Below are 23237 nucleotides of genomic sequence, written 5' to 3'. Positions count from 1 at the left end.
GGCCCGAAAACCCCCACCCAGACAACCGGAGCACATACGGATGAGACGCGCGAAAATCGTCGCAACCCTGGGACCTGCAACATCCACCTATGAGAGTGTCCGCGCCATTATCGACGCGGGCGTTGACGTCGCCCGACTGAACCTCAGTCACGGCGACTACTCGGTGCACGACGCGAACTACGCGAACGTACGCCGGGCAGCCGACGACGCCGGTCGCGCCGTCGCCATCCTGGTGGACCTGCAGGGTCCGAAGATCCGTCTTGCGAAGTTCGCAGACGGACCGCACTACCTCGAAGTCGGGGACATCTTCAAGATCACGACCGAAGACGTCCCCGGAACCAAGGAGATCGTCGGCACGACGTTCAAGGGCCTGCCCCAGGACGTCAAGCCCGGCGATCACCTGCTGATCGACGACGGCAAGGTCCGTGTGGAGGTCGTGGAGTCCGACGGGACGACCGTGACCACCCGTGTGATCGTGGCCGGAAACGTGTCCAACAACAAGGGCATCAACCTTCCCGGCGTCGCCGTGAACGTCCCCGCACTCAGCGAGAAGGACGAGCAGGACCTGCGCTGGGCGCTCAAGACCGGCGCTGACCTCATCGCTCTGTCGTTCGTGCGCAACGCCGCCGACATCGAGCGCGTGCACGAGATCATGCGTGAGGAGGGCAAGTTCCTGCCCACCATCGCGAAGATCGAGAAGCCGCAGGCCGTCGATGCGCTGGAAGAGATCGTCGACGCGTTCGACGGCATCATGGTGGCCCGCGGCGACCTGGGTGTCGAGCTTCCGCTCGAGGCCGTCCCGATCGTGCAGAAGCGCGCCGTGGAGCTGGCCCGCCGTATGGCGAAGCCGGTCATCGTGGCGACGCAGATGCTCGAGTCGATGATCTCCAGCCCCGTTCCCACGCGCGCGGAGACCTCCGACGTCGCCAACGCCGTCCTCGACGGTGCCGACGCGGTCATGCTCTCGGGCGAGACCAGCGTGGGCGACTATCCGGTGATCGTCGTCCAGACCATGGCGCGCATCATCGAGTCGACCGAGGATCACGGTCTGGAGCGCATCGCGCCCATCGGCACGAAGCCGCGCACCCAGGGTGGCGCGATCACGCTGGCTGCGGCCGAGGTGGCCGACTTCGTCGAGGCCAAGTTCCTCTGCGTGTTCACGCAGTCGGGTGACTCGGCTCGTCGCATGTCCCGGCTGCGCTCGAAGATCCCGATGCTGGCGTACACGCCGGATCCGGCCATCCGCCGCCGTCTGTCGCTGACCTGGGGCATCCGCACCACCCTGGTGGACACGGTCACCCACACGGACGCGATGTTCGCACAGGTCGACGACCACCTGCTGTCGTCTGGCCTCGCGCAGGTCGGCGACAAGGTTGTGGTGATCTCCGGTTCCCCTCCCGGGATCGTCGGCTCGACCAACGACCTGCGGGTGCACAAGGTCGGCGACGCCGTCCAGGGTGCCGCCCCCGCGTACCAGTCGTAACCGTCCCGCGGCTGTGCCGCGTGACCCGGATGGCCGGTCCCTCGGGACCGGCCATCCGGCGTTTCCGGCGACGCCCCACTCAGAGGAACAGCAGCACGCCGAAGAGGGCGAACAAGGCCATGTGGACTGCGCCGTGGGTCGCGGTCACGCGCTTGCCGAGGAAGGTCGCCGCGGTCGTCAGGACGGTGGTGGCCACGAGCACCAGCATGATCGGGGACTCGGCAAGGACGACCGTCTGGCCCGTGACCAGGCCGATGATCAGTACCGACGGGATCGTCAGCCCGACGGTGGAGACGAACGCACCGAGGCAGAGGTTGACCACACGCTGAATCTCCCCGGCACGTGCTGCTCGCACCGCGGTGAGGGTCTCGGGCGTGAAGACGATCAGTGCGATCACGACGCCGGAAAGCGCAGCAGGGGCACCGATGGCGTCGAACGCGACATCGAGCAGCGTCGCCAGGTGGTGCGACAGCAGCACGATGGGGACCATGGTCGCGATCAGCAGCGCCGTGCGCATCGCCAGTTCCCCGCCGTGCTGACGCACGGTCTCGTGGAGCGGAGCGTGAGACGCAGCCGCGGACTCACCCACTTCGCGATAGTCGCCGGCCTGCGGCCCGGTCTGGCGCCACAGGAAGAAGCCGTATAGGGCGATGGTGATCACGCTGATCGCGACGGCTCCCGCCGCCGGGTAGGCGCCGCCGGGCAGCGCGGCCGGAACCACCAGCGCGGTGGCGGAGAGTACAGCGATCAGAGCGACGTAGGCACCCGCTCCCGTGCGGTTCGGGCGCATCGCGCCGTGACGCAGTCCGCCGACCAGGAGACACGTGCCGACGACGAGGTTCAGGATGATCATCATGACGGCTGTGACGGAGTCGCGGGCGATGGTTGCGTGCTCGCCCGGGCCGAGCATCACGGCGGAGATGAGGATCACCTCGATCAGCACGATGCTGAGGGTGAGCACGAGCGTCCCATAGGGATCGCCGAGGCGGCGCGCGAGGGCCTCCGCCTCGTGCACCACCCCGAATGCGGCGACGAGGATCACGGCCACGATGAGGCCCAGCACGAGCCAGACCACGGCTGGGGCCAGCTCATGGGGAAGGAGCGCGGCGGCGATCACCGCGGCCCAGGGCAGCGACAGGCGGAGCAGGGCTGCGGGGGAGAGGATCCGACGGATCTGCGAGACGGTCACGAGTGTTCCGTGCTTCCGCGAGGTCGTCCTCGCACATCGTGCTCGACCGGGTCGTCCCGATCGCGATCTGACGCCCCCCACTCTATCGCCGCTTCATTGACAAGCCCTGTGCGAGGCGAGAGCATGCCCTATGGGCAACGTTGTGACCGACATCGTCATCTGGATCATCGTCGCGGTGGCGGTCGTCAGCTTTGTCATCGTCGCGGTGCTGCGGTGGCGCGGCCGACCGCTGACGGGGGACACGCTCGATCCGGGTGCGCAGGCAGAACGCCCCGACCAGCGCACCCGACCGGGCGCCGAGTACCGCCCCATCGCCGACACGAAGGCGACCGGCGGGGGCGGTCTCGGCATCTGACTCAGTCAGCCAGCAGGTGATCCTGCTGGCTGAAGAACGCCAGCTCGTGATGTGCGGCCCCGACGAATGCCCGCTCCGCCGCGAGGCGCTCATCGGCCCCCGCCACTGCACAGGCGGCTCGCACATAGGCCGCAGCCTGCCGGGTCGCGGCGGCGAAGGCGGTATCCGCATAGGTGGCGAGCCATGACGAGTACGGGTGATCCGCATGGTTGCGCCCGGCGAGCCGGTTCCCGACGTCCTGGTAGATCCAGTAGCAGGGAAGTACCGCGGCGACGACCACGGCGTATCCCGGCCCCGCCGCGAGCAGGTGATCGAGGTAGGCACGGGTGGTCGAGGACATCTCGCTCACGGCGGGCTCTTCACCGAGGAACCGCGTGTGCAGCTCGAGCTCGCCGGTGATCGCCGCGGTCGCGGCATCCGACCAGAACGTCTGCTCCTCGCGTGTGGGCGCGAGCGCACTGGCGCGGGCGAGCACGCGTGCGTAGTCGCGCAGATACAGCGCATCCTGCTTCACGAAGTGGCGGAATGCGGCTGGCGCCAGTGTCCCGTCGCCCAGCGCGCGGACGAAGGGGGAAGCATCGATGCGATCGCGCACCGCCGCCGTGAGCGCCCACCACCGCGCGGGCTCATCGGCCGCACGGGTGCGCACGAAGTGGTCCACCGGACCGTGCCCACCTCCCACCCCGAGCGCCGGTCCCGCCGCGATGGCCTCGGTCAGCCAGCTCTTCGTCTCCCGGAGTGCTCCGTCCAACGACTCGCCGCGGGCGAGGACGGTGGCCAGCGCGCTGGAGAGCGAGCAGCCGGTGCCGTGGGTGTTCGTCGAGTCGAGGCGCGCTGCGTCGACGACCACGACCTCCTCGGTGCGCGCGTCGACGATGGCGTCGGGTGAGCGCTCACCGGCGAGGTGTCCGCCAGTGATCAGCACGACGGTCCCATCCCGCCGCGACACCCGGCGAGCCTGATCCAGGGCGGCGTCCCAGTCCGTCGCCGCCGGTTCGTCGGCGAGCACCGCGAGTTCGGGCAGGTTCGGCGTGACCACGTCGGCGAGCGCGCTCAGCGCCCGCAGCGCTATTTCTGCTGGCGGCTCCAGCAGACGATCGCCGCTGGTGGCGACCATGACCGGGTCGAGCACGACGACGGGCGGCCGGTGGGAGCGCAGCCAGTCGGAGACGACGTCGATGCCGGCGATCGTCCCCAGCATGCCGATCTTCACGGCGTCGATGGCGACGTCGGCGGACAGGGCGTCCAGCTGGGCGCGGATCATCTCCGGCGGGACCGCGTGCACGGCCGTCACACCGCGTGTGTTCTGCGCGGTAAGCGCGGTGATCGCTGCCATCGCATATCCGCCGAGGGCGCTGATCGACTTGATGTCGGCTTGTATCCCGGCACCGCCGCTCGGGTCGGATCCGGCGATCGAGAGCACGCGGGGGATCATCGCCCTTCCCCCGCCGACGTCCAGGCCGTCAGGAGGTCGGCCGCTGCTCGTCCGGGGTCATCGGACGCACAGACGGCGGAGGCCACCGCGATTGCGCTCGCGCCGGCGCGACGAAGCGCGGCGACATCCTCGACGGTGATGCCGCCGATGGCGACGCAGGGGAGAGGGGCGTCGGCCGCGAAGTCGGCGAACCCTGCCACCCCGAGCGGTGCCGGATGGTCGGGCTTGGTGCTGGTGGGGTGGATGGCGCCGACGCCGAGATAGTCGATGCCGGCGGCCTCGTCGAGCGCTGACAGGTGGGCACGGGTGTCGGCTGTGAGGCCAAGGACGCTATCGCGCCCCAGAAGCGCCCGGGCGACGGCCGGCGGGAGATCGCTCTGCCCCAGATGCGCGCCGTCGATTGCGACGCCGGACGCACGCGCAGCCAGGACGACATCGACGCGGTCGTTGACCAGCAGCCGGGCGCGCCCGGCGATGACGTCCGCAGTCGCCCCCGTGAGATCGAGGAAGTCGCGCGCTGAGACGTGCTTCGCGCGCAGCTGCACGGTCTCCACGCCTGCGTCGACGGCGGCGTCGATGACATCCAGCAGGCTGGTGCCCGGTGCGGGTTCGCTGGTGACGAGGTAGATGCCGCTGACGGTCATGACAGCACCGCCTGATCACGAACGTCGGCGGACGTCAGCGTCGCCAGGCCATCCAGCAGGGCGACCGCGAAGCTGCCGGGAGCGGGGGCTGCGACCGCGGCCGTCTGCGCAGCGATCGTGTACACGGAGGTCGCCGCGGTGGCGGCGAGCAGCGCGTCCTCGGTCAGTGCCGCGAAGGCCGCCATGACCGCGCCGAGCGCACACCCGCCCCCCGTCACCCGGGTGAGGAGCGCCGTTCCCGTGCCGACGCGCACCAGTCGATGCCCATCGGTGAGGTGATCCACGGCGCCACTCACCGCGACGACGGCGCCGGTGCGGTTCGCGAGCTGGTGAGCAGCCTGCGTGGCGGCTTCGACGTGGTCCGACGCGTCGACGCCACGACCTCCTCGTCCGTCCCCGGCGAGCGCCAGGACCTCGCTCGCATTGCCGCGAACGATCGTGGGCCGGAGTGCAAGCAGATCGGCAGCGAGAGGAGTGCGCACCGGCAGGAAGCCCACCGCGACCGGATCCAGCACCCAGGGCACCCCCGAGGCATGTGCCGCAGTCGCGGCTTCGCGCATCGCGTGGCGCTGATCCGTGTGCGGCGTCCCGAGATTGATGAGCAGGCCATCGGCGACGGTGGCGAAGGCTCCCGCTTCCTCGGGGACGTCCACCATCGCCGGCGACGCGCCGAGTGCCAGCAGGACGTTGGCGGTGAACCCCGTCACCACGCTGTTCGTGATGGCCTGGACGAGCGGCGCGCGCTCTCGAAGGCGGTCGAGCAACTGTGCGCAGTCCTCGATGGAAACGGACGCATGGACGAACGACGTCATGGTGACATCCCTCCGCTCGTGTGAACGAGATCAGGTTCGACGGGTGTGATCTCAGCGCCCCTCGTGGGCGCACCCCGTGTCGCCGGCCAGCCTAGCGCGCGCCGTGCACGATGCGCGAAGCACGGGAGGGGTGCGGTAGTGTCGAGGGGTCTTCGACGCACTTGCCGGTGTGGCGGAATGGCAGACGCGGAGCACTCAAAATGCTTTGTCCGAAAGGGCGTGCGGGTTCGAGTCCCGCCACCGGCACCACCTCCTCGTTTTCCTCGCCCGCATCACCGCCGTAGCCCCGGCAGAGCGCGCCTGTCCGGGTGAATCACGGATGTATGCCATAGAATCGGCAGGTGACCGATCAGGACCAGACCGAAATTCCGGCCGCTCCCGCACCCCGTCGTGTGGTCGTAGCGGAAGACGAATCGCTCATCCGTCTCGACATCGTCGAGATCCTGCGCGACAACGGATTCGACGTCGTCGGTGAGGCCGGCGATGGCGAGACCGCCGTCGCCCTGGCTACCGAGCTGCGCCCGGATCTGGTGATCATGGACGTGAAGATGCCGCAGATGGATGGCATCACCGCGGCTGAGAAGCTCAGCAAGAACCACGTCGCGCCCGTCGTCCTGCTCACCGCCTTCAGCCAGAAGGAACTCGTCGAGCGCGCCAGCGAGGCCGGTGCGCTCGCCTACGTCGTGAAGCCCTTCACCCCGAACGATCTGCTTCCGGCCATCGAGATCGCCCTCGCGCGCTACGAGCAGATCATCACGCTCGAAGCTGAGGTCGCCGACATGGTGGAGCGCTTCGAGACCCGCAAGCTCGTCGACCGCGCGAAGGGGCTGCTCAACGAGAAGATGGGCCTGTCCGAGCCGGAGGCGTTCCGCTGGATCCAGAAGGCGTCGATGGATCGCCGGCTCACGATGCAGGATGTGGCCAAGGCCATCATCGACCAGCTCGCCCCCAAGAAGGGCTGACCCCGACATCACGAAGGCCGCCCCTTGGGGCGGCCTTCGTCGTTCCGACGAGTCTCAGCGCGCGTCGCGGAGCATGTTCGTGATGCGCAACGTGGAGTTGCGGCGTCCTCGCTCGTCCGTGATCGCGATCTCGTGCACGGCGAGCGAACGACTCACGTGCACCGGGGTGCAGACCCCGGTGACGAAGCCCTCGGTGATGGACGCGGTGTGCGTGGCGTTGATGTCGATGCCTACGGCGTAGCGGCCGGGTCCGGCGAGCAGCGTCGCGTGCATCGAGCCGAGCGATTCGCCGAGCACGACGTACGCACCGCCGTGCATCAGTCCGAGAGGCTGTGTGTTGCCCAGCACCGGCATCGTGGCCACGACACGCTCGGCGGTGAACTCGACCAGCTCGATGCCCATCTTCTCGGCGAGGGCTCCGAGCCCCCGCTCGCGTGCCCATTCCAGGGGGCTCTTCTCGATCTCCGCGGCGCCTTCGCTCATGCTCTCCTCGCTCCATGTCGGTGCCCCTCATTAGGCTGGAGGGGTGACGGACTCCGCAAAGCCTACCCTCCTGGTCGTCGACGGCCATTCGCTCGCTTTCCGCGCGTTCTTCGCGCTGCCGGTCGAGAACTTCACCACCAAGGACGGGCAGCACACCAACGCCGTCTACGGGTTCCTCTCGATGCTGGTGAACCTCATCAAGGCGGAGCAGCCGAGCCATATGGCCGTCGCCTTCGACCTCTCGCGCCAGTCCTTCCGCACGCGGGAGTACGCCGAGTACAAGGGCACGCGTGCGGAGACGCCGAAGGAGTTCTCGGGGCAGATCCCACTCATCCAGGAGGCGCTGGCCGCCATGGGGATCACGGTGATCACCAAGGAGGACTTCGAGGCGGACGACATCCTGGCCACCCTGTCGGTCCAGGGGCGCGAACAGGGCTATGAGGTGCTCGTGGTCTCCGGAGACCGGGACTCCATCCAGCTCGTCAACGATGACGTCACCCTGCTCTACCCCTCGGTGCAGGGCGTCTCCCAGCTCAAGCGGTACGACCCGGCCACGGTGGTGGAGCGCTACGGTGTGCCGCCCGAGCAGTATCCCGATATCGCCGCGCTCGTCGGCGAGACCAGCGACAACCTTCCCGGCGTGCCGAAGGTGGGCGAGAAGACGGCCGTGAAGTGGCTCACGCAGTTCGGGTCGCTGGACGCCGTCCTCGAGCGGGCCGGCGAGATCAAGGGCGTCGTCGGAGGCAATCTGCGCGAGCACCTGGACGATGTCCGCCGTAACCGCAAGCTCAACCGGCTGGTGACCGACGTGGAGCTCCCGGTCGGTCCGGCTGACCTCGTGGTCCGCCCGCTCGACGGTCCGGCGGTGCGAGATGTGTTCGGTCGCCTGGAGTTCCGCACGCTGCTGCCGCGCGTCTTCGAAGCCGCCGGCGGAGACGCCGGTGACGTCGAGACACACACGGCGGTGGAGGTTCCTCCGGCTCGCGAGGTCACGGTCGCGGAGGCGGTGGCGTGGGTGCGTGCTCGCGAGGACGCCCCGGTGGCGCTCACCCTCACGGTGAACGGCCTGACGCCCCTGCGTGCCGGTGTGGCCGACGCCAGCGAGGCGATCGAGTTCGACTGGTCCGACGACGCCGATCTGGCGGCCTGGCTCGCATCGCCCGCGGAGAAGGTGTTGCACGATGCGAAGCCGCAGCTGAAGGCTGTGCGGGCCGCAGGGGGTGATCTGGCGGGCATCGTCTTCGACACCAACCTGGCCGGCTGGCTGGTGCGGCCGAGCTACCCGGACAAGTCACTCGCGGATCTGGTGGAGCGTTACCTGGGGGAGAAGCTGCCGGAGGCCGACCCGAGCCAGCTGGTGCCGGAGACCGAAGGCGCGACGCCCGGTCAGTTGTCATGGTTCACGCTGCGCACGGCCGAGGCCATCCGCGAGCAGATGCCGGAGGGCGTCGTCTCGGTCCTCCAGGACATCGAGCTGCCCACCCTGGCTGCCCTGGCAGACATGGAGCTGGCCGGCGTCCAGGTGTCGCACGAGAAGCTCTCGACGTTCTCTGCTGAACTCGCCTCGCGTGCCGACGTGATCGCCCAGGACGCGTACGCCGCCATCGGCCGCGAGGTGAACCTCGGGTCGCCGAAGCAGCTGCAGGAGGTGCTGTTCGACGAGCTCGAGCTCCCCAAGACCCGCAAGACGAAGACCGGGTACTCGACGGACGCCGCGTCACTCGCCGACCTGCAGGAAAAGGCGCCGCACCCGTTCCTCGAGCTGCTCTCCCAGCACCGCGAAGCCACCAAGCTGCGCCAGATCATCGAGTCGCTCGACGTGGCGATCAAGCCCGACCACCGGGTGCACACCACGTACGTGCAGACCGGGAGCCAGACGGGCCGGCTCTCCAGTACGGATCCCAACCTGCAGAACATCCCGGTGCGGACCGAGGAGAGCCGTCGCATTCGCGCCGCCTTCGAGGTCGGTGAAGGATACGACACGCTTCTGACCGCCGACTACTCGCAGATCGAGATGCGGATCATGGCGCATCTGTCGGGCGATCCGGGTCTCATCGAGGCGTTCAACACCGGCGAGGACCTGCACCGCTACGTCGGCGCACACGTGTTCGGTGTCGAGCCGGCGGATGTCACCAGTGCCATGCGCTCGAAGGTGAAGGCGATGTCGTACGGTCTCGTGTACGGGCTGTCCGCGTTCGGGCTCTCCAAGCAGCTGCGCATCGAGCAGGCAGAGGCCAAGCAGCTGATGCTGGACTACTTCGCCCGCTTCGGGGCCGTGCGCGACTACCTGCGGGAGTCCGTGGGCAAGGCCAAGGTCGACGGCTACACCGAAACCATCTTCGGCCGCCGGCGCCCGTTCCCCGATCTGTCGAGTCCCAACCGGGTGCTGCGCGAGAACGCAGAGCGTGCAGCGCTGAACGCCCCGATCCAGGGGAGCGCGGCCGACATCATGAAGATCGCCCTCTTCCACATCCATCAGGATCTCCGTGCCGCCGATCTTCGTTCGCGCGTGCTGCTGCAGATTCACGACGAACTCGTCGTGGAGGTCGCCGCAGGGGAGTGGGATGCCACAGAGGCCATCGTGCGCAATCGCATGGGTGATGCTGCTGAGCTGTCCGTGCCGCTCGACGTTCAGGTGGGGCGTGGCGCGAACTGGGACGAGGCGGCACACTAGGCCTCCACACTGTGGCCGACCGCAGCACTGTGGCCGGCCGCAGTGCTGCGGTCGGCCGCATACGGACCTGCCACCGCGCCACGTTTTCGCCAGTGGCTGCGGTGGGATCGGACGTCCACGACCTAAACTGAAGGGATGACTGAACCCCGAATCCCCACGCCCATCGACGGCGTCGCCGAGGCCTGGGTAGACACAGTCGCGGATCTGTACCCCTCGATCGCGACCTACATCGGCCGGACGGAGCACAACGCCCGTCTGGACGACCTCAGCCTGGCCGGACACGAGCGTGCCGCGGAAGCGACGCGTGCAGCGCGCGATGCACTCGCCGCACTCGAACCCGTCGACGCCATCGACCAGGTCACCCAGACAGACCTGCTCAGCTCGCTGAACCTCGATCTGGAGATCCGCGACGCCGGATGGCACCTGCGCGATGTGAACGTCATCGCCTCTCCCGTCCAGAGCGTTCGCGAGGTCTTCGACCTCATGTCCACCGACAGCGTGGAGGACTGGGCCGTGATCTCCACGCGCCTCGCCGCCGTCGCCGGTGCACTCAGCGGGTACGAGGAGACGCTGCGCGAGGGCCTGCGTCAGGGCATTGTGCCGGCCCGTCGTCAGGTCATCGAGGCGATCGGTCAGATCGATCGCATCCAGGCCGATTCGGGCTTCTTCGCCGAGTTCGCGGGCAATGCTCAGCCCGCGGAGGGGCAGCTGCCCGCATCGTTGGCGCGCGAGATCGCCGACAACGCCAACGCGGCACGCGTCGCGTATCAGGAGCTCGGACAGTTCTTCTCCCGCGATCTGCTCGCGGGCGCGAGCGAGCGCGATGCCGTCGGGCGCGACCTCTACGCCTTGATGTCGCGATCGTTCCTCGGGGCGACCATCGACCTCGACGAGACGTACGAGTGGGGACGCGAAGAGCTGGCTCGCATGGTGGCCGAGCAGACCGCCATCGCGAACGAGATCCTGCCGGGCGCATCGGTGGAGGAGGCCGTCGCATTCCTCGAGAAGGACGAGTCGCTGAAGCTCCACGGCACGGAGGCGCTGCAGGAGTGGATGCAGCGCACCAGCGACCAGGCCGTCGCCGAACTCGGCCGCACCCACTTCGACATCCCGGAGGAGATCCGCAAGCTCGAGTGCATGATCGCCCCCACCCAGGAGGGCGGGATCTACTACACGGGCCCGACCGACGACTTCTCGCGTCCCGGTCGGATGTGGTGGTCCGTGCCTGAGGGCGTCACGACATTCGACACCTGGCGTGAGCTCACCACGGTGTACCACGAGGGTGTCCCCGGTCACCACCTGCAGATCGCGCAGGCCACCTACAACCGGGCAGAACTCAACTCGTGGCGCCGCTTGCTTGCGGGTACGTCGGGTCACGCCGAGGGCTGGGCTCTGTACGCGGAGCGCTTGATGGAACAGCTGGGCTACCTGAACGCCCCTGCTGACCGGCTCGGGATGCTCGACGGCCAGCGCATGCGCGCAGCCCGTGTGGTGCTGGACATCGGTGTGCACCTGGAGAAGCCCCGTCTGGACGGCACCGGCACGTGGGACGCCGACTACGCGCTGGACTTCATGCGCGCGAACGTCAACATGCCCGACGAGTTCGTGAAGTTCGAGGTGAACCGCTACCTCGGCTGGCCGGGACAGGCTCCCTCCTACAAGGTGGGCCAGCGGATCTGGGAACAGGTACGTGACGAGGCGGCCGCACGCGCCGGCGATGCGTTCTCCATCAAGGAGTTCCACCGCACCGCGCTCAACATGGGTGGCGTGGGCCTCGACACCCTGCGGACGGCGATCCTCGGCGCCTGAACCAGGAACGGCGAAACGGGCGGGATCTGCGGATCCCGCCCGTTTCGCCGTTCCGGGAATGCCACCGCCTGCGGCGCGTTGTATGCACGTGGATGAAAGGAGCCCCCGTGGCTGACATCGAACTCGGTCTGGACACCTTCGGCGACATCAGCCGGAATCTGGACGGCACTCTGCTCACCGATGCGGAGACACTCCGGAATGTGATCGCGCAGGCCGATCTCGCGGAGAAGGTCGGAGTCGACTTCTTCGGCGTGGGCGAGCACCACCGCAAGGAGTTCGCGGTGTCGGCTCCGGAGATCGTGCTGGCGGCCATCGCAGGCCGGACTGAGCGGATCAAGCTCGGCACCGCCGTGACGGTGCTGAGCTCGGACGATCCGGTGCGCGTCTACGAGCGCTTCGCGACGCTGGATGCGCTCTCGAACGGCCGCAGTGAGGTGATCCTCGGGCGCGGCAGCTTCATCGAATCGTTCCCGTTGTTCGGCTTTGACCTCGCCGACTACGAGACGCTGTTCGAGGAGAAGCTGGAGCTGTTCTCGCGGCTGCGCGAGGAGAAGCCGGTCTCCTGGAACGGCCGTACGCGCGCGGAGCTCGTGAACGCCGACGTGTTCCCCAAGACGGCCGGGGGTGTGCGTGCCTGGGTCGGCGTGGGCGGGTCACCGGAGTCCGTCGTCCGCACCGCGCGGCACGGCTACGGACTGATGCTGGCGATCATCGGGGGAGCCCCCGAGCGCTTCCGGCCGCTGGTGGACCTCTTCCATCACGCTGTCGCCGAGTTCGGTCACGCGCCCCTGCCGGTGGGCGTGCACTCGCCGGGCCACGTGGCGGCGACGGACGCGGAGGCTCAGGAGCAGACCTACGAGGGACTGAAGGTGATGAACGATACGATCGGTGCCGAGCGCGGCTGGCCGCCGTACTCCCGGGACCGCTTCCTGCAGGAGGTGGGGCCGGATGGCTCGCAGTACATCGGCTCACCCGACACCGTCGCGCGCAAGATCGCACACACGGTCTCGGTGCTCGGCGCACAGCGATTCGACATGAAGTTCGCGTCGGGGACCACGCCCCACGAGCACCTGATGACCAGCATCGAGCTATACGGCACGGAGGTCATTCCCCGGGTGCGGGCGCTTCTGGCCGACTGAGTCGCGCAACGTCATACGGGCCGCCGGCGGTCGAAGAGCTCGCCGGCGGCCCGATACGATGAGCGAATGACCTCAGCCCCCCGCGAGGACGACGTCGCGACGCGTCTCGATCGGCTCCCGTTCACCCCCAAGCTCGGCCGGGTCCTCACGGGATCGGGGCTGGGATGGGCTCTGGACGCGATGGACGTGGGACTGATCTCGTTCATCATCGCCGCGCTCGGCGCCCAGTGGCAGCTCGGCAAAGAAGAGCTGGGCCTGATCAGCTCGGTGGGCTTCGTCGGCATGGCCGTCGGCGCGAGTCTGGGCGGCCTCCTCGCCGACAAGTTCGGCCGTCGTCAGGTGTTCGCGCTGACCCTCCTCGTCTACGGCGTCGCAACCGGCGCGAGCGCCCTTGTCGGCGGACTCGCGCTCCTGCTTGTGCTGCGCTTCATCGTGGGGCTCGGGCTCGGCTCAGAGCTCCCCGTGGCGTCCACGTATGTGAGCGAGTTCGCCCCCGCCCGCATCCGTGGTCGAGTCGTCGTGCTGCTCGAGGCGTTCTGGGCGGTCGGCTGGCTTGCCGCAGCCGTGATCGGTGTGTTCGTGGTGCCCAGCTCCCCGGACGGCTGGCGCTGGGCATTCGCGCTGGGCGCGATTCCCGCGGTCTATGCGCTCATCGTCCGTTGGGGGCTACCGGAGTCGGCCCGCTGGCTGGAATCACGCGGGCGCCACGCGGAAGCCGACCTCATCGTGCGCCAGTTCGAGGTGTCGGTGCGAGGACGGACGGTTCCCGCTTCCGCAGCCGTGGCGGCGACGACGGAGCCGGCGGGCCCGAAGGAGAACATCCGCGGACGGCTCCGGGCGCTGTTCGCCCCCGAGTTCCGCGGCCGCACGCTCTCGCTCTGGCTCGTGTGGTTCTGCGTCAACTTCTCCTACTACGGCGCGTTCATCTGGATTCCGTCGCTGCTGGTGGCCCACGGGTACACGCTGGTGAAGTCGTTCGAGTTCACCCTGATCATGACCCTCGCACAGCTGCCGGGATACGCGGTCGCCGCCTGGCTGATCGAAGTGTGGGGCCGCCGCATCACGCTCTCGGTGTTCCTCATCGGCTCGGCCGTCGCCGCCGTGCTCTACGGGACAGCGGGCGATCCCACCGGCATCATCATCGCCGGCATGCTCCTGTCGTTCTTCAACCTCGGAGCGTGGGGTGCGCTGTACGCCGTGTCACCCGAGACCTACCCCACCTCGCTGCGTGCGACCGGTTCCGGCTGGGCCGCGGGAGTGGGCCGAATCGCGTCGATCGTTGCGCCCCTGGTGGTGCCGTGGGTACTCGGGTGGGGGAGCGTCCCTATCCTGTTCGTGGTGTTCGCTGTGTTCTTCGCCATCGCGGCGATCGCGACATGGGGCCTCAGCGACCTCCGGGGTCGCGCACTCGACAACCGCTGACGGTCGTAGGCTGGAGCGGTGAATCAGATCCGTTTCGTGGCCATCGGCGATTCCTTCACGGAGGGAGTCGGCGATGAGGATGCGAACGGCATCCCGCGCGGCTGGGCGGACCTGGTCGCGCAGGGCTGGGCGCGTTCCCGCGGCGCGGAAATCGAGTACGCCAACCTCGCCATCCGCGGCAAGCTGGCGTGGCCCGTGGTGGAAGAGCAGCTCGAACCGGCGCTGGCGCTCAAGCCGACGCACCTCTCGTTCAACGGCGGCGGCAACGACATGCTCCGCCCGGCGACTGACGTCGAGCACATCGCCGACGCCTTCTCCCGGGTGCTCCGGCGGTGCGACGAGGAAGGCGTTCAGCTGGTGATTCTCTCCGGCGCGAACCCGTCGGCCGGCCTGCCGCTGTCGTCGCTCATCCAGCGCCGTGGCGACCTGCTCTCTGACGCCGTGATCTCCCGCATCGCCCACCGCCCCGATGTGATCCGGGCACTCAACTGGCCGGATCGCGAGCTGTCCGGCGCGGGCTACTGGGCCGAAGACCGCCTGCACATGAATGCACGGGGGCACCACCGCGTGGCCGCCCGCGTACTGCGCGCGCTGGGCGAGCGCGTTCCGGATGGATGGTGGTCCCTCCCCGTGGTCGACACCACGCCCGCGCTGCGCGACGCGTCCTACTACCGTGAGCACGTGCTGCCGTGGATCAAGCGTCGTCTGACGCGCACCAGCTCCGGCGACGGCCGCCTCCCGAAGTTCGGTGACTGGATCACCGTAGAGCCGACCCCGTGAGCGCGCAGGCCGCTGTGCTGCCGCTCAGGGCCAGGCGCGCTGGTCTCGGCGTTCGACGTGCTCGGGATGAGTCGCGATCCTGCGATATTCCCCGCGGAGAAGCCCACTGGCTCGTCCGCTCAGCGCCTCGAGGAGAGCGTGCCGCCCGCAACCGTTCGTACGCCGCTGCGAGCGCCTTCTGACGAAGGCACCCGCGCGGCGGGTGGTCTTCATTCCCGCGTACGTGCCGTCGCGCGACGCAGGAGGGCTTCTGTGCCGCTGATCGCACACACGACGAGCATTCCGATGACCGCGCCCAGCGCGGTTTCCGCCGCGCGATCGACGATCAGCTGAGAGCGTGGGACGGGCGCGGCCAGCTGGGTCATGATGAGGATCATTGGGGTGAAGAAGACAAGCGCCGCGGCGTAGTGACGGCTCATCAGAGCCTCGGTGGGGATGATCAGGACGATGACGACGATCGCGAGGAAGCCTGGTGGCGGCGTCCCGACGAGGACCGCTGCGGTGACGATCAGCCCGGCGAGGGTTCCGATGATGCGATGCAGTCCTCGCCCGATGCGGCCGGGCAGATCTGCAGCCGCCAGCGGCACGGCCGCAGAAGCCATCGCCCAGTAGGAGTGGCCCCAGCCCAGGACGTAGCCGGCGGTGCCCGCGCTGAGGACGACCAGCGCGTACTCCATCGCGCGTGCTCCGGCGCTGCGGGGGACCGCCGGAGCTCGGCCGCCGACCGCCTGATCGCCGTTTCTGGCGCAGCGCACCCACGCATCGACCGCCGTGACGGCGAGTGCGAGAGCCGCCGTGCCCGTCGTGATCAGGATGGCGTACGCCGGAGGATTCGGAGGGTGATGGACGCACAGGCGCCGAGGGCGAAGATCCCGAAGAACGGGCCCCTCGGGTTCAGCGAGGTGCGGTCGGCCCAGCATGATCCCGCTGCGGCGTATGCGGTCTCGACGAGAAGCACAACCGGGAACGGAGCGCCCGCGGCCGCCAGCAGCACGCCGGTCCCTGCCCCGACCGCGATGAGGCCGGCGCCAGCGAGCTGTGAGCGCAGGCGTTCAGGCCACGCCGCGCCTCGTCCGTACATGCCGGTGAACGCCCCGAACGCTGCATAGACGATCAGGTGCGGCTGATCTCGGAGCAGCAGGACCAGCACCGGGACGGCGATGCTCGCCGCCACCCGGAACTCGGCGGTGCGGTCCGGGTCTCGAGGCTGCAGGATGCCGATGACGGGCTTGCGGGGCATAGGAGATCCTCGATTGCGGCGCGGCGAGTACGTGTCGCGGGTGCCCCAGGGAACCCGCGACACGAGAGGTACGTCAGGACTGCTGTTTCGGCTGCTGGGCGTAGGAGTGGGCGCCGACGCCCTGATAGCTGCCGCCGGCCACGACGAGGTACTCGGGCCGGATCGGCTCGCCCGCGAACCAGCATTCCAGGATCTCGCGAGTGCCCGCCGCGTAGCGTGCCTGACCGGACAGCGAGGTCCCCGACGTGTGCGTGGTCATCGCGTTGTGGGGCATGCGGCGCCAGGGGTGATCGGCCGGTGCCGGCTGCGGGGTCCAGACATCGCCGGCGTACCCGGCGAGATGACCGCTCTCCAGAGCGCGCACGATCGCGTCGCGGTCGGCGATGGCCCCGCGCGCGGGGTTGACGATGTATGCGCCTCGCGGCATGGTGGACAGCAGCGCGTCATCGAGCAGCCCGCGCGTCTCATCCGTGAGCGGGGCGTGAACGGTGAGGATGTCGATGTCTGTGACGAGCTCCGTGATGCTCTCGTGGTACGTGAGCGAGTACTTCTCCTCGTACTCCGCCGGCAGCCGGAACCGATCGGTGTAGGCGAGCCGCACGCCGAACGGCGCGAGCCGCTCCATCACCGCCCGCCCGATGCGGCCCGCTCCGAACACGCCGACCCGCATGCCCTCGACATCGTAGGAGCGCGATACCGCGTCTGCGATGTTCCATCCGCCGTCCACAGAGATCTGGTGCTGGGTCACGAAGTCCCGCACCAGCACCAGCACCTGCATGACCGTGTGCTCCGCGACGCTGATGCTGTTGCTGTACGTGACCTCCGCCACGGTGATGTCGCGGGCGTTGGCGGCGTTGAGGTCTGTGTGGTCCGAACCGATTCCCGCGGTGATCACCAGCTGGAGCTTTTCGGCGCGATCCATCAGCTCGGCGGTGAGGTATGCCGGCCAGAACGGCTGGGAGATGACGATGTCAGTGTCGGGCAGCTCACGCTGGAAGACGGAGTCGGGTCCTTCCTTGTCGCTCGTCACGACGACCTGGTGGCCTTCCGACCTCAGCCACTCGACGAGCCCGAGGCCACCGGACACCGAACCGAGGAGCTGGCCGGGGACGAAATCGATCGACTTCGGCGACGGAAGCGATGCTCCGCCGGGGTACGAGGAGATCGCGGGGATGCTGTCCCGGGCGTACTCGGGCGGATAGCCGCTCACCGGGTCGGGGTAGAGGACGATGAGAACTTTGGCCATGATGGCTCCTCTGATCAGTGGCGCAGCGTGTCTCGTGCGCCCAGTTCTCAGCGTAGAAACGGCGATCCTCCACCAGAACGACGATCTGGTGGTGATGCCACAACGTCAGGTTGTGCGTAGACTCGGCTCGTGTTGAGCGATGACCTTCCGGACCTGCGGACGCTGGACCTGCTCGCCACGATCGCCCGTACGCGGTCGATCAGCCTCGCCGCTGACAAACTCGCGATCTCCCAGCAAGCCGCCTCCATGCGCCTGCGACGGCTCGAGCAGCGTCTCGGTTCTCAACTGGTCGTGCGCGGGTCGCGCGCTTCCGAACTCACTCCGGCCGGGAGGCGACTTCTGGACCTTGCGGGACCGCTGTTGCAGGCCGCGCAGTCCCTCGACCGTTCGCTGACGGATTTCGCGGCCACGGATCGCAGCGTGCGCGTCGCGTCGAGCATGACCATCGCGGAGTACTTCCTGCCTCGATGGATCAGCACCTTCGTCCGGCAGGGGCACGACGCCCGCGACGTGCGGGCCATCACGACGAACACGCGCGATGTCATCCGCCTGGTGTCTGAGGGAGCGGTGGACCTCGGATTCGTCGAGGGGGATGAGCCGCCACGCGGCCTGTCCTATCGGTTTCTGGCCAATGATGAGCTGGGTGTCTACGTGTCGCCGCGTCACCCCTGGGTGCGTCGTGCCTCGATCAGCGCTTGGACTCTGGCGCAGACGCCGCTGGCGACTCGCGAAGCCGGCTCGGGCTGCCGGGCGGTCATGCGATCCGCTCTTCGCTCGCACGGTGTGACCGACGAGGCGATCGCGGCACCCGCGGTGGAGCTGTCCAACAACACCGCCGTGCTGGAGTCCGCCGCAGCCGATGTGGCGCCGGCGGTCATCAGCACACTTCCGGCGAAGCGATATGTCGACGAGCGGCGGCTTGTGCGGGTTGCGGTCGAAGGCACGGAGTTCCGCCGCCAGCTCGGTGCCGTCTGGAAGCAGGGAACCGAGCCGGCGATCACGGCGGCGCGCGCCCTGCTCGCAGCGGCCGCTCGCGCCGCCTGAGGGCGAGCGGAGCCGCCGGAATGATCGTCCGCCCGCGTCCTGGAAGGTCTCCGCCGCGTAGGACTTCCGTTGCCGGTCGGCCTCAGCCGCCGGTGAGAGTGCGATGCGGTTGGGACTCAGCTGCCGGTGGGGCGGAAGACGGCGACGAAGATGTTGAGCACCGTCAGAGCCATCAGCGCGGGAAGCACCCAGCCGGCGAGCTTCGCCTTCTTGCGGTTCATCAGCGCGATGACGACGATCACGAGCAGGATCACGACCTTGATCGCGAGCCAGATGTGGAACTCCGCACCCGGCTTCCACTGCATCTCGGCGATGCCCACCATGATCAGTCCGGTGGCGAGCATGGTCCAGGCGCCGTGCATGATCGCCGGCAGGATCGTCGTCTCGCCGGTCTTCATCTTCTTCATCTGCACGAGCATGCCGCCGAGGAGGCTGGCGACGCCGATGATGTGCAGGGCCAGCAGAATGTTCATGAGGATGTCCATGTCGGCAGTTTATCCGACACTGTGTCGGGAAAACAGCTGGCTCAGGACGCGGGCGCGACGCCGATGCCGTCGAGCACCATGCGGGTCGCGATCTCGGTGACCTCCGGTGCCGGTCGTCCGGCCGTGGCCAGCTTCATCGCGCTGCCGAGCAGGCCGTGAATCAGCGGTGCTGCGGTGCGGGCTTGCGGGCCGACCAGCTCGCGCAGGATCTCGCCGAGGGGGTCATCCAACGCGGTGTGCAGTGCGACGATGTCCGCCTGGGACTTGGGGGAGAGCGATACTCCGCGCAGCACTGTGGCGAGGTCGTGCCTGCCGTCGGCTGCGAGACGGATCGTGGCGGCGATGTAGGCACGCAGCTGCTCACGGCCGGGCTCGGCGAGGGCGACGGACTGTGCCAGCTCCTTCGTCCACAACTCGAACGCCTCTCGCGCGAGAGCCACCAGAAGGTCGTCCTTCGAAGGGAAGTACTCGTAGAAGGTCGAACGCGCAAGGCCGGCCCGCGACGTGACCGCGCTGGGCGTGACAGCGTCGATCCCGTCGCTCAGCAGCAGCTCCTCGGCCGCCGCGAGCAGCGCCGCGTGCTGCGCGGTGCGGTGCTCGGCAACGGTCGCGGCGGAAATCTTCGGCATAGATCGATTATGCCCGCGCCCGCATTTGCACGGCCATCGCGCCGTTCCCGCGCGTGGCGCAACGCAGAGAGCGTCAGAAGAGCCGAGTCCCGGGATGCGCCAGCGGGATTCGGTGATGCTCCCGCCATGAACCCGCGTCGGATGTGTAGGAGCCCAGCACGACCTCGCGCACGCTCGCAAGGAAGGGTCCGAGGGCGGTTGCCGCGAGGGGATCGACCTCGCCGATCGTGAGGTGCGCAGTGATGCCGTCATGGATGCCGCCGTAGGGAGGGAAATCCGGGAACGCGGCAACGATCCGTGTAATCAGGCGCACGAACGGGGCCGGATCATCCGGTGCTAGCCACTGCGTGCCGTCCGGGAACCGTTCAATGCGTGAGAACCGAGCCGCGAACGGCGATGTGGACGCGAGCAGGTCACGAAGCCGCGGCAGCATGGGCGGTGCCCACCGATCCCGTGGCACGAAGGGGGTGAGCAGAGTGAGGTGGGGCGGCACTCCCAGCCGGCGGCCCTCCGAGAAAGCGCCCGGCAGAGAAGCGAGCCGGCGTGCGTCCGGGATCTCGACGATCAGCGCTGTTCGTTCCTCGCTCACGGGCGCTCTGCGACGATCACGGTGAACACGTTGTCGTCCACCAGCCTTCCGTCCGCGCGCGCGACGGGGGCGAGCGCTTCGCGGAGCCGGGACTCGAAGCGCGTGTGAGCTCGTCCGAGCACCGCGCGGGAGGCGAAGGAGGACGAGCGTAGCTCGCCGAGGATGTCCTCGACGGTCAGCGTGCGCCGGAAGGGGAACTCCACAGTCACGACGTTCTGCAGTCCGCTTGCGCGGATGTCCTCGACGAAGGGACGGGCGGGTGGCTCGTAGAAGCCGTCCCCGGCGCGGCGCCGCGGGCCCAGGAACTCCGTGATGACGCCGATCACGGCGGACTTCCATGGCTGGTCGTCCGACCACACGCTGCGGTCACTGAGCACCGCCAGGCTCGCACCGGCGTTCATCACGGGCGTCACCCGCTCCAGGAAGGCGGGACGGTCGAACCAGTGGAATGCGCGACAGACGGTCACGAGGTCTGCCTGCCAGCCGGCCGGCACCGTGAACGCCTCGGCAGGCTGCGCGCGCAACTCCACGTCGGCGCCGCTCGCACCGCCGGAAAGCGTCGCCGCCGTGCGATCGAGCAGGTGCGCATCGGGATCGATGCCGATGGCCGACGAGACGGCGGGCAGGAGAGGCAGCAGGGCGGCCCCGGTACCCGTCCCCACGTCCAGGAGCCGGCCCCGGCGCCCCGACGGCAGCAGCGCACGCAGGTAGGAAACGACATCCTCGGGCAGCGGAGCACGATGGGCCGCGTACGCGTCAGCGGTGCCGGCGAACGTCGAACGACCACCGCCGAATCCCCGGGCGGGGTCGAAGGTTCTCCGCGGGGACGAATCCGCGGCCGCGCCGAACGACGATGCCGCACCTGCAGCCCGGGCCGGCCCGGAAGCCGGTGATCCGCTGAACGTCGACGGATCGAAGCTGGGGTACGGCATCGGTCAGATCTCAGTCGCGGCGGTGACGCGGCTTGCGATCGCCGTAACCGCGGTCGTCGTGACGGTCGCTGCGGCCGCCACGGCGGTCGTCGCGGTCACGGTAGCCGCCCCGGCGGTCGTCACCGTCGTCGTTGCGCCGACGACCGGGCGCTCCACGGTCCGGCTTGATCTCGATCAGGCGGCCCGAGATGCGGGTGTCGCGAAGTTTGTCGAGCACGTCGGGGGAGAGGTTCGCCGGCAGCTGCACGATGGAGAAATCCGGACGGATGTTGATCGCGCCGAAGTCATCGCGGCGCAGGCCGCCCTCGTTCGCGAGTGCGCCGACGATCTGACGCGGCTCGACACGGTGGCGTCGTCCCACTTCGATGCGGTACGAGGCGTAGTCGGCGGCGTCCCGCGAACGGCGCGGCTCGCGCGTGCCGCGGTCGCCACCATCACGGGGCGCCCGCTGCTTGCCCCGCTCCAGCGAGGCGAGCTCGTCCTGGAACGCGCGGTCCTCGTCCTCGTCCAGCAACAGGGGCGTCTCGCCCTGTGCCACGATCGCGAGAGCTGCGGCCACGTCCACTTCGGGGACGTCATGGTTGCGCACGTAGTGAGCGATGATGTCGCGGAACCGCTCGACTCGACCGGCGTCCTCCAGGGCGGCTGTGATGGAGTCGTCGAAGCGCTCCAGTCGCGTGGAGTTGATCTCCGCCAGTCCGGGCAGCTGCATCTGAGTGGGTGCCTGGCGCGTGGCGCGCTCGATGTGCGCGAGCAGGTAGCGCTCGCGTGGCGTCACGAAGCTGATGGCGTCACCCGTGCGACCGGCGCGGCCGGTCCGGCCGATGCGGTGCACGTAGGACTCGGTGTCGGTCGGGATGTCGTAGTTGACCACGTGGCTGATGCGCTCCACGTCCAGACCGCGCGCGGCGACATCGGTGGCCACGAGGATGTCGAGCTTGCCCGACTTCAGCTGATTCACGGTCTTCTCACGCTGGATCTGCGTGACGTCACCGCTGATCGCGGCGGCGCTGTAGCCGCGGGCGCGCAGCTTCTCGGCCAGCCCCTCGGTCTCGCTCTTGGTGCGCACGAAGATGATCATCGCGTCGAAGTTCTCGACTTCGAGGATGCGGGTCAGTGCATCCACCTTCCGCTGCCACGAGGTGATCAGGTAGCGCTGGGTGATGTTGGTGTTCGTGGTCGTCTTGCCAGCGATGGTGATCTCACGCGGCTCGTGCAGGTACTTCTGCGACATGCGGCGGATCTGCGGGGGCATCGTCGCGGAGAACAGCGCGACCTGCTTGGTGTCCGGCGTTTCTGCGAGGATCGTCTCCACGTCCTCCGCGAAGCCCATTTTGAGCATCTCGTCCGCCTCGTCCAGCACGAGGTAGCGAAGCTCGGACAGATCGAGCGTGCCCTTGGCGAGGTGGTCCATGACCCGGCCCGGCGTGCCGACGACCACCTGTACCCCGCGACGAAGGGCGGACAGCTGTACACCGTACCCCTGGCCGCCGTAGACGGCGAGGACGTGCACGCCCTTCATCCGCGCAGCGTAGCTCTCGAACGCCTCCGCCACCTGCAGTGCGAGCTCGCGCGTGGGGGCGAGCACCAGGATCTGCGGGGTCTTCTGTGCAGCATCCAGCTTCTGCAGTGCCGGCAGGGCGAATGCTGCGGTCTTGCCCGTGCCCGTCTGGGCCATGCCGACGACATCGTGACCCTCCAGCAGCACCGGAATGGTGGCCGCCTGGATCTGTGAGGGGCGCTCGTAGCCCAGATCGCGGATGGCATGAAGGACGGGGCCGTCGATGCCGAGGTCGGCGAAGGTCGGAAGGATCTCGCCCTCGGTGTCGGGCGCGGATTCGGTCGTGGGGGTGTCAGACGTCACCAGCCGACTTTACCGGCTTTT

At 68.6% G+C, this 23237-nt stretch carries 22 protein-coding genes, 1 tRNA gene and 1 riboswitch; of the genes, 10 read left to right on the top strand and 13 right to left on the bottom strand.

Features of this window, described 5'->3' with window-relative positions; genetic code table 11:
• Nucleotides 1-40 precede the first annotated feature (40 nt).
• On the top strand, nt 41-1483 hold the full coding sequence (gene pyk / locus LQ566_RS03350; RefSeq protein ID WP_231090179.1) for a pyruvate kinase: 1443 nt from the start codon (nt 41-43) through the stop codon (nt 1481-1483).
• 79 nt (nt 1484-1562) lie between these two features.
• Here pyk and LQ566_RS03345 read toward each other — a convergent pair whose 3' ends face one another.
• Nucleotides 1563-2672 (bottom strand): calcium:cation antiporter, encoded by a 1110-nt coding sequence (locus tag LQ566_RS03345; protein ID WP_231090178.1) that lies wholly within the window; start codon nt 2670-2672, stop codon nt 1563-1565.
• A gap of 130 nt (nt 2673-2802) precedes the next feature.
• On the opposite strand from LQ566_RS03345, the gene LQ566_RS03340 reads away from it, so the two are divergent.
• Entirely contained in the window at nt 2803-3027 is a 225-nt protein-coding gene (locus LQ566_RS03340; RefSeq protein ID WP_231090177.1) for a hypothetical protein, read from the top strand.
• A 1-nt stretch (nt 3028) separates the two neighbouring features.
• Here LQ566_RS03340 and thiD read toward each other — a convergent pair whose 3' ends face one another.
• The 3 genes from thiD to thiM form a co-directional block, all read right to left on the bottom strand.
• Nucleotides 3029-4462: a bifunctional hydroxymethylpyrimidine kinase/phosphomethylpyrimidine kinase gene (thiD, locus tag LQ566_RS03335; protein WP_231090176.1), complete on the bottom strand. Its 1434-nt coding sequence runs from the start codon at nt 4460-4462 to the stop codon at nt 3029-3031.
• Nucleotides 4459-5106: a thiamine phosphate synthase gene (gene thiE / locus LQ566_RS03330; RefSeq protein ID WP_231090175.1), complete on the bottom strand. Its 648-nt coding sequence runs from the start codon at nt 5104-5106 to the stop codon at nt 4459-4461. The genes thiD and thiE overlap by 4 nt, the downstream gene beginning before the upstream one ends.
• Nucleotides 5103-5918, bottom strand: a complete 816-nt coding sequence (gene thiM, locus LQ566_RS03325) for a hydroxyethylthiazole kinase (RefSeq protein WP_231090174.1) — start codon at nt 5916-5918, stop codon at nt 5103-5105. Before thiM ends, thiE begins: the two co-directional genes overlap by 4 nt.
• A riboswitch (TPP riboswitch) is annotated at nt 5909-6005 on the bottom strand. (Overlaps the previous gene by 10 nt.)
• Nucleotides 6006-6081: 76 nt before the next feature.
• Here thiM and LQ566_RS03320 point away from each other — a divergent pair.
• A tRNA-Leu gene (locus tag LQ566_RS03320) sits at nt 6082-6167 on the top strand.
• A gap of 92 nt (nt 6168-6259) precedes the next feature.
• A complete protein-coding gene (locus LQ566_RS03315; RefSeq protein WP_231090173.1) occupies nt 6260-6880 on the top strand; it encodes an ANTAR domain-containing response regulator in 621 nt (206 codons plus the stop codon).
• Nucleotides 6881-6934: 54 nt separating this feature from the next.
• On the opposite strand, the gene LQ566_RS03310 is transcribed toward LQ566_RS03315, so the two are convergent.
• Nucleotides 6935-7363 (bottom strand): hotdog fold thioesterase, encoded by a 429-nt coding sequence (locus LQ566_RS03310; RefSeq protein ID WP_231090172.1) that lies wholly within the window; start codon nt 7361-7363, stop codon nt 6935-6937.
• A 43-nt stretch (nt 7364-7406) separates the two neighbouring features.
• Here LQ566_RS03310 and polA point away from each other — a divergent pair, with 43 nt between their 5' ends.
• From polA to LQ566_RS03285, 5 genes are all read left to right on the top strand, one after another.
• Nucleotides 7407-10037 carry a DNA polymerase I gene (gene polA / locus LQ566_RS03305; protein ID WP_231090171.1) on the top strand — a complete coding sequence of 877 codons (2631 nt, stop codon included), beginning with the start codon at nt 7407-7409 and terminating at the stop codon, nt 10035-10037.
• Between the two features lie 135 nt (nt 10038-10172).
• A complete protein-coding gene (locus LQ566_RS03300; RefSeq protein WP_231090170.1) occupies nt 10173-11846 on the top strand; it encodes a DUF885 domain-containing protein in 1674 nt (557 codons plus the stop codon).
• A gap of 92 nt (nt 11847-11938) precedes the next feature.
• Entirely contained in the window at nt 11939-12985 is a 1047-nt protein-coding gene (locus tag LQ566_RS03295) for an LLM class flavin-dependent oxidoreductase (protein ID WP_231090169.1), read from the top strand.
• A 66-nt stretch (nt 12986-13051) separates the two neighbouring features.
• Nucleotides 13052-14407: an MFS transporter gene (locus LQ566_RS03290; protein ID WP_231090168.1), complete on the top strand. Its 1356-nt coding sequence runs from the start codon at nt 13052-13054 to the stop codon at nt 14405-14407.
• 18 nt (nt 14408-14425) lie between these two features.
• Nucleotides 14426-15187 carry an SGNH/GDSL hydrolase family protein gene (locus LQ566_RS03285; protein ID WP_231090167.1) on the top strand — a complete coding sequence of 254 codons (762 nt, stop codon included), beginning with the start codon at nt 14426-14428 and terminating at the stop codon, nt 15185-15187.
• A 209-nt stretch (nt 15188-15396) separates the two neighbouring features.
• Here the strand turns inward: LQ566_RS03285 and LQ566_RS03280 are convergent, their stop codons facing one another.
• The 3 genes from LQ566_RS03280 to LQ566_RS03270 form a co-directional block, all read right to left on the bottom strand.
• The gene (locus tag LQ566_RS03280; protein ID WP_231090166.1) at nt 15397-15864 is read right to left on the bottom strand and encodes an FUSC family protein; all 468 of its coding nucleotides are present in this window, start codon (nt 15862-15864) and stop codon (nt 15397-15399) included.
• A gap of 131 nt (nt 15865-15995) precedes the next feature.
• Nucleotides 15996-16427: a hypothetical protein gene (locus LQ566_RS03275; protein ID WP_231090165.1), complete on the bottom strand. Its 432-nt coding sequence runs from the start codon at nt 16425-16427 to the stop codon at nt 15996-15998.
• A 73-nt stretch (nt 16428-16500) separates the two neighbouring features.
• Nucleotides 16501-17673, bottom strand: coding sequence for an NAD-dependent formate dehydrogenase (locus LQ566_RS03270; protein ID WP_231090164.1), 1173 nt, complete (start codon nt 17671-17673; stop codon nt 16501-16503).
• Nucleotides 17674-17802: 129 nt separating this feature from the next.
• Here LQ566_RS03270 and LQ566_RS03265 point away from each other — a divergent pair, with 129 nt between their 5' ends.
• Nucleotides 17803-18717, top strand: coding sequence for a LysR family transcriptional regulator (locus LQ566_RS03265; RefSeq protein WP_231090163.1), 915 nt, complete (start codon nt 17803-17805; stop codon nt 18715-18717).
• A 116-nt stretch (nt 18718-18833) separates the two neighbouring features.
• Here LQ566_RS03265 and LQ566_RS03260 read toward each other — a convergent pair whose 3' ends face one another.
• From LQ566_RS03260 to LQ566_RS03240, 5 genes are all read right to left on the bottom strand, one after another.
• Nucleotides 18834-19202, bottom strand: coding sequence for a hypothetical protein (locus LQ566_RS03260; RefSeq protein ID WP_231090162.1), 369 nt, complete (start codon nt 19200-19202; stop codon nt 18834-18836).
• Nucleotides 19203-19243: 41 nt separating this feature from the next.
• Entirely contained in the window at nt 19244-19831 is a 588-nt protein-coding gene (locus LQ566_RS03255) for a TetR/AcrR family transcriptional regulator (RefSeq protein WP_231090161.1), read from the bottom strand.
• 73 nt (nt 19832-19904) lie between these two features.
• Nucleotides 19905-20420 carry a 2'-5' RNA ligase family protein gene (locus LQ566_RS03250; RefSeq protein ID WP_231090160.1) on the bottom strand — a complete coding sequence of 172 codons (516 nt, stop codon included), beginning with the start codon at nt 20418-20420 and terminating at the stop codon, nt 19905-19907.
• Nucleotides 20417-21352 carry a class I SAM-dependent methyltransferase gene (locus LQ566_RS03245; protein ID WP_231090159.1) on the bottom strand — a complete coding sequence of 312 codons (936 nt, stop codon included), beginning with the start codon at nt 21350-21352 and terminating at the stop codon, nt 20417-20419. The genes LQ566_RS03250 and LQ566_RS03245 overlap by 4 nt, the downstream gene beginning before the upstream one ends.
• Before the next feature lie 10 nt (nt 21353-21362).
• Nucleotides 21363-23216 (bottom strand): DEAD/DEAH box helicase, encoded by a 1854-nt coding sequence (locus LQ566_RS03240; RefSeq protein ID WP_231090158.1) that lies wholly within the window; start codon nt 23214-23216, stop codon nt 21363-21365.
• Between the last annotated feature and the right edge of the window lie 21 nt (nt 23217-23237).

It is taken from the genome of Microbacterium nymphoidis (genome assembly GCF_021044885.1).
Classification (GTDB): Bacteria; Actinomycetota; Actinomycetes; order Actinomycetales; family Microbacteriaceae; genus Microbacterium; species Microbacterium nymphoidis.
The sequence above is the reverse complement of the archived record's forward strand: the minus strand, read 5'-3'. Positions and strand labels throughout refer to the sequence as shown.

Bases quoted from the DNA above. Each gene is read 5' to 3' on its own strand.
- pyk (WP_231090179.1), top strand. From the start codon at position 41: ATGAGACGCGCGAAAATCGTCGCAACCCTGGGACCTGCAACATCCACC.
- LQ566_RS03340 (WP_231090177.1), top strand. From the start codon at position 2,803: ATGGGCAACGTTGTGACCGACATCGTCATCTGGATCATCGTCGCGGTG.
- thiD (WP_231090176.1), bottom strand. From the start codon at position 4,462: ATGATCCCCCGCGTGCTCTCGATCGCCGGATCCGACCCGAGCGGCGGT.
- thiE (WP_231090175.1), bottom strand. From the start codon at position 5,106: ATGACCGTCAGCGGCATCTACCTCGTCACCAGCGAACCCGCACCGGGC.
- thiM (WP_231090174.1), bottom strand. From the start codon at position 5,918: ATGACGTCGTTCGTCCATGCGTCCGTTTCCATCGAGGACTGCGCACAG.
- LQ566_RS03310 (WP_231090172.1), bottom strand. From the start codon at position 7,363: ATGAGCGAAGGCGCCGCGGAGATCGAGAAGAGCCCCCTGGAATGGGCA.
- LQ566_RS03300 (WP_231090170.1), top strand. From the start codon at position 10,173: ATGACTGAACCCCGAATCCCCACGCCCATCGACGGCGTCGCCGAGGCC.
- LQ566_RS03295 (WP_231090169.1), top strand. From the start codon at position 11,939: ATGAAAGGAGCCCCCGTGGCTGACATCGAACTCGGTCTGGACACCTTC.
- LQ566_RS03290 (WP_231090168.1), top strand. From the start codon at position 13,052: ATGACCTCAGCCCCCCGCGAGGACGACGTCGCGACGCGTCTCGATCGG.
- LQ566_RS03280 (WP_231090166.1), bottom strand. From the start codon at position 15,864: ATGGAGTACGCGCTGGTCGTCCTCAGCGCGGGCACCGCCGGCTACGTC.
- LQ566_RS03275 (WP_231090165.1), bottom strand. From the start codon at position 16,427: ATGCCCCGCAAGCCCGTCATCGGCATCCTGCAGCCTCGAGACCCGGAC.
- LQ566_RS03270 (WP_231090164.1), bottom strand. From the start codon at position 17,673: ATGGCCAAAGTTCTCATCGTCCTCTACCCCGACCCGGTGAGCGGCTAT.
- LQ566_RS03260 (WP_231090162.1), bottom strand. From the start codon at position 19,202: ATGGACATCCTCATGAACATTCTGCTGGCCCTGCACATCATCGGCGTC.
- LQ566_RS03255 (WP_231090161.1), bottom strand. From the start codon at position 19,831: ATGCCGAAGATTTCCGCCGCGACCGTTGCCGAGCACCGCACCGCGCAG.
- LQ566_RS03245 (WP_231090159.1), bottom strand. From the start codon at position 21,352: ATGCCGTACCCCAGCTTCGATCCGTCGACGTTCAGCGGATCACCGGCT.